Source organism: Mumia sp., from assembly GCF_028803055.1.
Classification (GTDB): Bacteria; Actinomycetota; Actinomycetes; order Propionibacteriales; family Nocardioidaceae; genus Mumia.
In genome coordinates this window covers 16303-24789 of record NZ_JARBCJ010000025.1, presented here as the reverse complement: position 1 = coordinate 24789, position 8487 = coordinate 16303, and the positions used below count along the sequence as shown (strand labels likewise).

Here is an 8487-nt window from a genome sequence, read left to right as displayed (position 1 = left end):
CCAGTCGCAACGCGTGGCGATCGCACGAGCGCTCGTCCGACGCCCCGACCTGCTGTTGTTGGACGAGCCGTTCGGAGCACTCGACGCCCTGAACCGCCTCAAGATGCAGCGGCTGTTCCGCGAGCTGCAGTCGGCGCACGCATTCGCCGCGCTGCTCGTCACGCACGACGTCGACGAGGCGGTCCTGCTGGCGGACCGTCTGCTGGTGCTGGAAGACGGTCGGATCATCGAGGAGATCGACGTCCCCCTCGCGCACCCGCGCACGGTGGACGACCCGCGGTTCGGCGCACTGAGGCGGCGCCTGCTGACCTTGCTCAACGTGCCGCTGGACGTCTAGACGCGCCCGGCGTCAGTCGAGACCGGCGAGCTTCGCCAGCAGATAGGGCTCGGTGCCCGCGAGGCCGACCGAGTAGAAGAGGCAGATCTGGTCGCGCGAGCTGCGTCCCGTCGCGGCTCCGTCGAGAACCGCGCCGAGCTCGACCAGGTGGTCCTCGACCCGTGTCCCGACGATGGTGCTCGGTGGGTCGTAACCGACGGCCTGCGCCCGTGAGTCAGTGACCACCACGTCGGCCGACTCCAGCAGGCCGGTCTCGATCTCGTGACGGCCCATCTGCTTGGGACCGAGCGTCGCGACGTACGCACCGGGGACGAGCCACTCGGCGGCGATCACCGGAGTCGGGCTCGTGGTCGCGCAGACGACGAGGTCGGCGCCGTCCACGGCGTCGCGGGCGGAGGTGGCGGGGACGCAGGCGACGCCGTGCTCTTCTCGCACCCGTCGGGCGAACGCGGCACGGTGGCCCTGGTCGCGGGCGAACACCCGCACCTCCGCCAGGTCGCGGACCGCGGCGATCGCCCACAGCTGCGTCCACGCCTGCGTGCCCGCCCCGATCAACGCGAGGCGGGACGCGTCGGGGTTTGCGAGGACGTCGGCGGCAGCACCGCCGAGGGCACCCGTACGACGCGGGCCGAGCTCGGCGCCGATCGCGACCGCGTGGACCCGGCCGGTCTCCGCGTCGTGCACGACCACGACCTGCTCGCCGGTGACCAGTCCGAACGTGTCGTAGGCCCGGTAGCCGTACCAGGACCCGTCGAGGTGGCCCGCGGTGACCACGAGGGCCCCGCCTCCGAGGTCGGCTCGTACCCGAGCCGGTGCGTGGAGATCGCCGCGGTGCGCTGCCACCGCCGCGTCCTTCATCCAGGTCACGGCGTCCCGGGCGCGCACGGTCGCGAGCACCGTGGAGTCGGTCATCAGCTGGGCCATGCGACATCCTCTCGGGAGGCGCGTGGGAATGTCCCGCCCCCCGGATAGACTTGTGTGTTCTGTCCCCAGGTGTGTGACGTTATCGAGGAGCTCCGTGTCGGACCAACCCAACTCGTCGTCGGCCGAGCAGCGCGAGATCGCTGACGAGCAGGCGTACGTCGACGTCGTCTACGGCCGGCTCGAGGAGTCGACGAAGGCTGCGCAGGCACTCGCTCGGGAGGGGTACGCCCGTGGCCACGTCGGCCACGAGGGCGGGCTGGTCGAGCGCGACGCGATGGTCTACCAGGCGTCCAAGCGGATTGCGGCGCTCAACGCCGCCCACGAGGGCCTGGTCTTCGGCCGGCTCGACCTGGTCGACGGCGTCAAGCGCTACATCGGCCGCATCGGCGTCCGGGACGCCGAGCGTGAGGTGCTCCTCATCGACTGGCGAGCACCGGCGGCATCGGTCTTCTACCAGGCGACGGCGCAGGACCCTGCCGGTGTCGTACGCCGCCGCGTCCTCCGCAGCCGGGGTGCGACCGTGGTGGGTGTCGAGGACGAGCTGCTCGACGGCGACAACGCACCCGCTGACATGGTCGTCGTGGGGGAGGGCGCGCTGCTCGCGAGCCTGAGCCGGGCCCGCGACGCGTCGATGCACTCCGTCGTCGCGACCATCCAGAAGGAGCAGGACGAGGCGATCCGCGCACCCAGCCGTGGCGCGACCACCATCGGTGGTGGCCCTGGCACGGGCAAGACGGTCGTGGCGCTGCACCGCGCGGCCTACCTCCTCTACGTCGACCGCCGTCGCTTCGAGTCCGGTGGCGTCCTTGTCGTCGGGCCGTCCGGCGTCTTCATGGGCTACATCGAGCGCGTCCTCCCCAGCCTTGGCGAGACCTCGGTGACGCTGCGATCGCTGGGTGAGGTGGTCGACGGCGTCTCGGGTCGGCGCCACGACGCCCCCGCCGTGGCCGCGGTCAAGGGATCCGCACGGATGCTCCAGGTGCTGTCCCGGGTGGCCCGCAGCGCCCAGCCGGGTGAGCCGACCGCGTTCCGCTACTTCTACCGCGACGACGTGCTGCGCCTCGACGCGCAGGCGCTCGACCGCCTGCGGCGTCAGCTCCTCTCGGGCCAGCAGCGCAACCGGGCGTACGGCAAGGTCCAGCAGACCCTGCTCGACGCGCTCTGGTCGCAGGTGGAGGGCGAGCGGGCGCTCGAGAAGGAGCGGGACGAGTTCGACAAGGTGCTCACCACCGACGACGCGTTCCTCGACTTCGCCACCGCGTGGTGGCCGCCGCTCGACGCCGTCGACGTGTGGGAGACCCTCGGTGATCCCGAGACGCTGCGGCGCTCCGCCGAGGGCATCCTCAAGCGCAGCGAGATCGACCTGCTCGCCACGTCGTGGCGCAGCGCCGACGGCACCCCGTCCGTCGAGGACGTGCCCTTGATCGACGAGCTGCGCTACCTGCTCGGCGAGGTCTCGGCCGCCGACGGCGACGACGACCCGTACGACGTCAAGCAGCTCATGTCGTTCGAGCGTGAGGAGGCTGCGGTCCGCAAACAGCGGTCGACGCAGTCCATCGAGGACGACTCGTACGCGCACGTGCTCGTCGACGAGGCGCAGGACCTGTCGCCGATGCAGTGGCGGATGCTCGGCCGTCGTGGCAAGTACGCCAGCTGGACCATCGTCGGCGATGCCGCGCAGTCGTCCTGGCCATACCCCGACGAGGCCGCCCGGGCGCGGACCGCGGCCCTGGACGGCAAGGAGGAGCACCACTTCCGGCTCTCCACGAACTACCGCAACTCCGCCGAGATCTACGACCTCGCCGCCCAGGTGGCGCGGGTCGCGATCCCGGGGGCCGACACCCCCGACGCCGTGCGCCGTACGGGCGAGGAGCCCCGGCACGAGGTCGTCGAGGCTGCCGCGGTGTGGTCGGCCGTCCGCAGAGGCGTGCGCGACCTCGCCGAGCGGGTGGAGGGCACGATCGCCGTCGTCGTCCCGACCGGCCGCCGTGAGGAGGGCACCGCCGAGCTCGCCGAGGAGCTGCACGACCTGGACCGGCTGCGGGTGCTCGACGGTCTGGACACCAAGGGTCTGGAGTTCGACGCGGTGGTCCTGGTCGAGCCGGACGAGGTCGTCGCCGAGTCGGAGGCCGGGTGGCGCACGCTGTACGTCGTGCTGACCCGTGCGACCCAGCTCCTGCTCACCGTCGGGTCCACCCGCCACTGGTTGGACCGCGTCGAGGCCTGACCGCAGGAGTCACCGCACGACGGCGGCGAGCTCGGTGCCCCACGCTCGGGCGCTGTCGAGCTCTCCGTCGGCGAGCGGCCCCTCGTACCCGTGGACGCCGAACGTCCGCGCCTTCGCGGCCGGTTCGAAACCGCGTGCCACCAACCGCTTGAGCGCCTTCTTGGCGGCCGACCCGGGCAGTCGGGGCGAGACCGTACGGGTGTCGAAGGCCGCGACGCGAACGGCTCTGCCGGGTGACGGGAGTGCGTCGATCCACTCTCTGATTCCCCAGTCAGGGAGGTGTGGCGCGCCACGCTCGCGCCCGGACTCACGGGTGGCCCCACTCGACATGCCGAACGCGTGGGTCGGACCGCCGACCACGAGGAGGGCGAGATCTGGGTCGAGACCGACGTCCGGCCCGGCTTCGGCGACCGTGACCGCGTCGTCGCCGAACGTGGAGGCGATGCCGTCGGCGATCGCGCGTGCGACCGACTCGGTGTTGCCCCAGAGAGACTCGTAGACCACCAGCGCCAGCACCATGACGACCTCCCGGAGCCCAGCGTAGGGTGCCGCCGAGGATCTGCACCACAGATCAGGACGGACACCGCCGCCCCTGCGCGTGGTGCGGTGCGAGAGACTTGAGGCGATGCCTGAGCAGAACGACCGACCCGCTCCCGCCGGCTCCCCGTCGATGCCCGCGCGCCGTCGCCGACGCGCGTGGCTGCCCATCCTCGCCCTGGTGCTCGTCGGCCTCGTGGTCTCCGGCGGTGTGGCACTGACGACCTTCACCAACGCCCACCGCACCGTGGTCGTGGGTGCGCACACCGGTGTCGTCACGCCGACGTTCGACGGGCACGCGACGCTCGACTTCGGGTCGGTGCTCCCGCAGATCCGGATGCCGATCGACACACCGCTGTCGGTCGGCGTGACCATCGACATCGGCGACACCCAGGCCAACGACCTCAACGAGCTCGTCGCCCGCGACGCCGTCATCGCCTCCCAGCCCGAGGCCGAGATCGACCAGATCAGCGGGGTGGTCCGCGACATCGCGGTCGCCTCGGCGCTGCGCGGGCTCGGGGCCGGTCTCGCCGTCGCGCTCCTCCTCGTCGCCGGATGGGTGCTGCTCGGGCGTCGTCGCCGCCACGAGGTCGCCGAGCGCGTCCGGGGCTTCGTCGCTCGCCGTACGGTTCCGCACGCGCCGCTGCGGACCATGGTCGCGTTCGGTCTCGTGACCGTCCTGGCCGTGGTCCTGCTGACCTGGCCCGAGCCGGCCGACGAGTCGGTGACGCAGACCCGCTGGCGTCCGCTGACGGAGGTCTATCCGCAGATCCCCGACGACCTCGCGCTCGACAGGCTCCAGATCTCCTCCGGGAGCGCGACCGACGCCAGCCGGGCGATCGTCGAGTCGGCGATCACGACGTACGAGACGTCGGTGACCTTCTACGGCGCCCTCGCGGACCGCGTGCCGGAGGTCGCCGAGCAGCTCCGCAAGCCCGCGGACGGGGAGATCGTGGCGGTCCTCGTCGCCGACCGGCACGACAACATCGGCATGGACAAGGTCGTCCGGGCGGTTGCCGACGAGGTCGACGCCTCCTTGCTCATCGACGCCGGTGACGACACGTCGACCGGGGGGTCGTGGGAGGGCTTCAGCATCCGCTCGCTCGCTCAGCAGTTCCGCGACGTGCCCACCGTGGCCGTCGCCGGCAACCATGACGAGGGCGACTTCGTCGCCGAGCAGATGAAGAAGGACGGCTTCGAGGTCCTCGACGGCAAGCCGGTCGACGTCGAGGGCATCCGGTTCCTCGGATACAGCGACCCGCGCAGCTCGGGATTCACCGCGGGATGGTCCCAGGGCTCGTCCTCGATCATCGAGCAGGGACGCGAGCTCACCGAGACGGCGTGCGAGGACGGCTCCATCAGCACGGTCGTCGTCCACAGCCCTACCACCGGCGAGGAGGTCGCGCGCTCAGGGTGCGTCGACCTGGTGCTGTCCGGCCACCTCCACGTCCAGCGCGGGCCTACCGTTCTCACGGCTGAGGACGGACGGCGCACCGTGACGTTCACCAATGCCAGCACTGGTGGCGCTGCGTTCGCCTTCGCCCTCGGGAGCAAGCTCAGGCGGCAGGCGCAGGCCACGCTGATCACCTACCGGGATGGACGGCCCGTGGGGCTGCAGCCGGTGAACTTCATCCCCGACGGCACCATCCAGGTCACGCCGTACGTGCCGGTCGACGTCACTTCCGACGCGCCGGCTCCGACGACGTCGACGACGCCGGCTCCGACGCCGACCTCGGCGCCCACACCCGCTCCTGCCGGGTAGTCCGGCCCGGGGCGGCTCCGGGTCGTCTCCGGGGCTTCACCGGTGGTGCCTGCGCACGGCGCGGACCGACCGTGGACAGATGACACCGTTCGTGGCACCCCGCCCCCGCCAGCCGCTCGTCGTCGGCCCGGCGATCGTCGCACCGCTGCTCCTCGTGCTGTCGGGGCTCCTGCGGGTCGTCGACGGCCTCGACGGGTCGTACGGCGGCGCGGTGCGCGAGGTCGGCCTCGCGATGCTGCTCTTCGCGTTCGTGCTGCTCGGTCTGGTCGCGATCGGGCTCGCGCGGGTCCTCGCCGGGCGACGGTCGCCCGTACCGTCCGGGCTGCGTACCGCGGCGCTAGTGTCGGGGACCAGCGGCGCCGCCGCGTCTGCGTGGACGGTGCTGGGACACCTCTATCCCGCCATCGCCGACGTGACACCGCCGGCGGTGCCCGTGGGCGTCGTCGGCCCGGGGCTTCTCGGACTCGGAGCGGTGGGCATGCTCGTGCTCCTGACCGCCGTCCCAAGAGGCGGGCAGGACGCCAGGACGGAGCCAGGCGTGCGCTACGCTCTCGCCTATGAACGCACGGACCACACTCGGTTGGTGGCGCCACCTCTAGGTGGCGTCTCGTGCACATCCCAGACCCCGCCTCCTCGGCCGTGTCTGGTGAGCCCGTCGGCCGACGAACCCTAGGACCGACGATGCCCTCTCCTCACGACTCGGCTGCCGAGACCGCTGCGGCGCTCGAGCAGCTGATGGCTCTGCCGTCGTACGCGATCATCCGTGTCCGCGACTCCGACCGGGTCGTCCTGATCGGCGGAGCCCGTACCGATGTCGACTCGTTGATGGACGTCCCGCTGAGCGACCCGGTCGACGGCGCACCCGCTTCGTACGACAGCCTCGTGCTCGTTCCCTACCGGCAGGTCCGCGAGCGCGGGTTCGAGGCTCACGACGACGGCACCCCGTTGTCGGTGATCGCGGCCGAGACGTCGACCGACGTGGCGCTGGACGAGCTCCTCGCCGTCCTCCCCGACGGAGAGCTCGCTCCCGCCGACAAGGGCGGCTTCGAGACCGACGACGCGACGTACGCCGAGATGGTCCGGACCGTGATCGACGCCGAGATCGGTCAGGGCGAGGGCGCCAACCTGGTGATCGGCCGGCACTACCGGGCGCGGCTCGCCGACTGGGGCCCGGCCGCCGCTCTGACGGTCCTGCGCCGTCTGCTGGAGCGGGAGCGGGGCGCCCACTGGACGTTCCTGGTGTTCACCGGCGACCGCTACCTGATCGGTGCGAGCCCCGAGCGTCACGTCAGTGTCGACGCCGGGCAGGTCAGGATGAACCCGATCTCGGGCACGTTCCGGCTGCGCGGGCTGGAGAGCCAGGCCGACCGCAAGCGCGAGCTGCTGCGGTTCCTCGGCGACGAGAAGGAGATCTACGAGCTCTTCATGGTCGTCGACGAGGAGCTCAAGATGATGTGCGACATCTGCTCGGAGGGCGGCCTGGTGCTGGGCCCGTACCTGAAGCCGATGACCCACCTCGTCCACACCGAGTACCTGCTCGCCGGGCGGACCCACCGTGACGTCCGTGAGGTGCTTCGCGATTCGATGTTCGCGGCGACCGTCACTGGCAGCCCGGTCGAGAACGCCTGCCGGCTCATCACCAAGTACGAGCAGGAGGGCCGCGGCTACTACGCGGCGGCGGCGGCGCTGCTCGGACGCGACGCGCAGGGGCGTCCGACAGCCGACTCTCCGATCCTCATCCGGACCGCCGACGTGGACCTCGAGGGCAACCTCACCGTGACCGCGGGGGCGACGCTGGTCCGCGACTCCGACCCGGACCACGAGACGGCGGAGACGCACGCCAAGGCCGCAGGGGTGCTGAGCGCCTTCGGCCTCGTGCCCGCGGCGCCGGCGCCGATCGAGGGCTTCGACGCGTTCGCCCACGACGACGAGGTCCTGATCGCGCTCGGATCGCGCAACCAGCGGTTGAGCCAGTTCTGGCTGTCGGACCAGTCGGACACTGCGCCGGCCGACTCCCTGGCGGGCACCCGGGCGGTCGTCCTCGACAACGAGGACGACTTCGTCAACATGCTGTCGCACCTGCTCGGCGTGCTGGGGATCAGCACCGACGTCGTCCGCCACGAGGACTACGACGGCCCGGAGACCTTCGACGGGTACGACTTGGTCGTCATCGGACCCGGTCCCGGTGACCCCCGCGACCTCGACGATCCCAAGATCGCGACCGTACGACGCGCCGTCGACGACCTGCTGGAGACAGGTCGTCGGTTCCTCGCGGTCTGCCTCGGCCACCAGGTGCTGTGCGGCGCGCTCGGTCTGGACCTCGCCTACAAGGACATCGTGTTCCAGGGGACGCAGTCGGCGCTGCCGCTCCGCGGTCGTACGGAGACCGTCGGCTTCTACAACACGTTCGTGGCGCGTGAGCCGGGCGACGGGCTGCCCGACCGCGTCACCGTGGAGGTCGACCCGGTGTCCGGCGACGTCCACACGGTGGCTGGGCCGACGTTCCGCGGGATCCAGTTCCACGCGGAGTCGATCCTCACCCAGCACGGCGACCGGGTCATCGGTGAGCTGGTGTCCGAGCTGCTCGGCTGACCACCCCAGGTTGACAGAAGGGGGGGGAGCCCCAGGGGGGGTAGGCGCGGGGGAGGGGTGGGGGTCAGGGGCCCCCCCCCCCCCCCCCCCGGGCGCGGGGGGTAGAGG

General features: G+C 71.6%; 7 protein-coding genes. 5 read left to right on the top strand and 2 right to left on the bottom strand.

Translation table 11 applies throughout. The features are described 5' to 3' along the window. Positions 1-337, top strand: a 337-nt coding sequence (locus PV363_RS04480) for an ATP-binding cassette domain-containing protein (protein WP_366525448.1), incomplete at its 5' end; no start/stop codon positions are given. A gap of 12 nt (positions 338-349) precedes the next feature. On the opposite strand, the gene PV363_RS04475 is transcribed toward PV363_RS04480, so the two are convergent. Next, a complete protein-coding gene (locus PV363_RS04475; RefSeq protein ID WP_301021758.1) occupies positions 350-1261 on the bottom strand; it encodes a hypothetical protein in 912 nt (303 codons plus the stop codon). A 94-nt stretch (positions 1262-1355) separates the two neighbouring features. Here PV363_RS04475 and PV363_RS04470 point away from each other — a divergent pair, with 94 nt between their 5' ends. Next, on the top strand, positions 1356-3488 hold the full coding sequence (locus PV363_RS04470) for a UvrD-helicase domain-containing protein (RefSeq protein ID WP_301021757.1): 2133 nt from the start codon (positions 1356-1358) through the stop codon (positions 3486-3488). A 9-nt stretch (positions 3489-3497) separates the two neighbouring features. On the opposite strand, the gene PV363_RS04465 is transcribed toward PV363_RS04470, so the two are convergent. Beyond that, a complete protein-coding gene (locus PV363_RS04465) occupies positions 3498-4007 on the bottom strand; it encodes a flavodoxin domain-containing protein (RefSeq protein WP_220342400.1) in 510 nt (169 codons plus the stop codon). 106 nt (positions 4008-4113) lie between these two features. Between PV363_RS04465 and PV363_RS04460 the strand changes: the two genes are divergently transcribed. The 3 genes from PV363_RS04460 (at position 4114) to PV363_RS04450 (ending at position 8379) form a co-directional block, all read left to right on the top strand. Next, positions 4114-5787: a metallophosphoesterase gene (locus tag PV363_RS04460; protein ID WP_220364752.1), complete on the top strand. Its 1674-nt coding sequence runs from the start codon at positions 4114-4116 to the stop codon at positions 5785-5787. 79 nt (positions 5788-5866) lie between these two features. Then, positions 5867-6460: a hypothetical protein gene (locus PV363_RS04455; RefSeq protein ID WP_220342398.1), complete on the top strand. Its 594-nt coding sequence runs from the start codon at positions 5867-5869 to the stop codon at positions 6458-6460. Positions 6461-6468: 8 nt separating this feature from the next. After that, positions 6469-8379 (top strand): anthranilate synthase family protein, encoded by a 1911-nt coding sequence (locus tag PV363_RS04450; RefSeq protein WP_220342397.1) that lies wholly within the window; start codon positions 6469-6471, stop codon positions 8377-8379. Positions 8380-8487: the final 108 nt, after the last annotated feature.

What these genes read in the sequence shown, in the direction of transcription:
- PV363_RS04455 (WP_220342398.1), top strand. Translation starts at nt 5,867, where the DNA reads ATGACACCGTTCGTGGCACCCCGCCCCCGCCAGCCGCTCGTCGTCGGC.
- PV363_RS04450 (WP_220342397.1), top strand. Translation starts at nt 6,469, where the DNA reads ATGCCCTCTCCTCACGACTCGGCTGCCGAGACCGCTGCGGCGCTCGAG.
- PV363_RS04475 (WP_301021758.1), bottom strand. Translation starts at nt 1,261, where the DNA reads ATGGCCCAGCTGATGACCGACTCCACGGTGCTCGCGACCGTGCGCGCC.
- PV363_RS04465 (WP_220342400.1), bottom strand. Translation starts at nt 4,007, where the DNA reads ATGGTGCTGGCGCTGGTGGTCTACGAGTCTCTCTGGGGCAACACCGAG.
- PV363_RS04460 (WP_220364752.1), top strand. Translation starts at nt 4,114, where the DNA reads ATGCCTGAGCAGAACGACCGACCCGCTCCCGCCGGCTCCCCGTCGATG.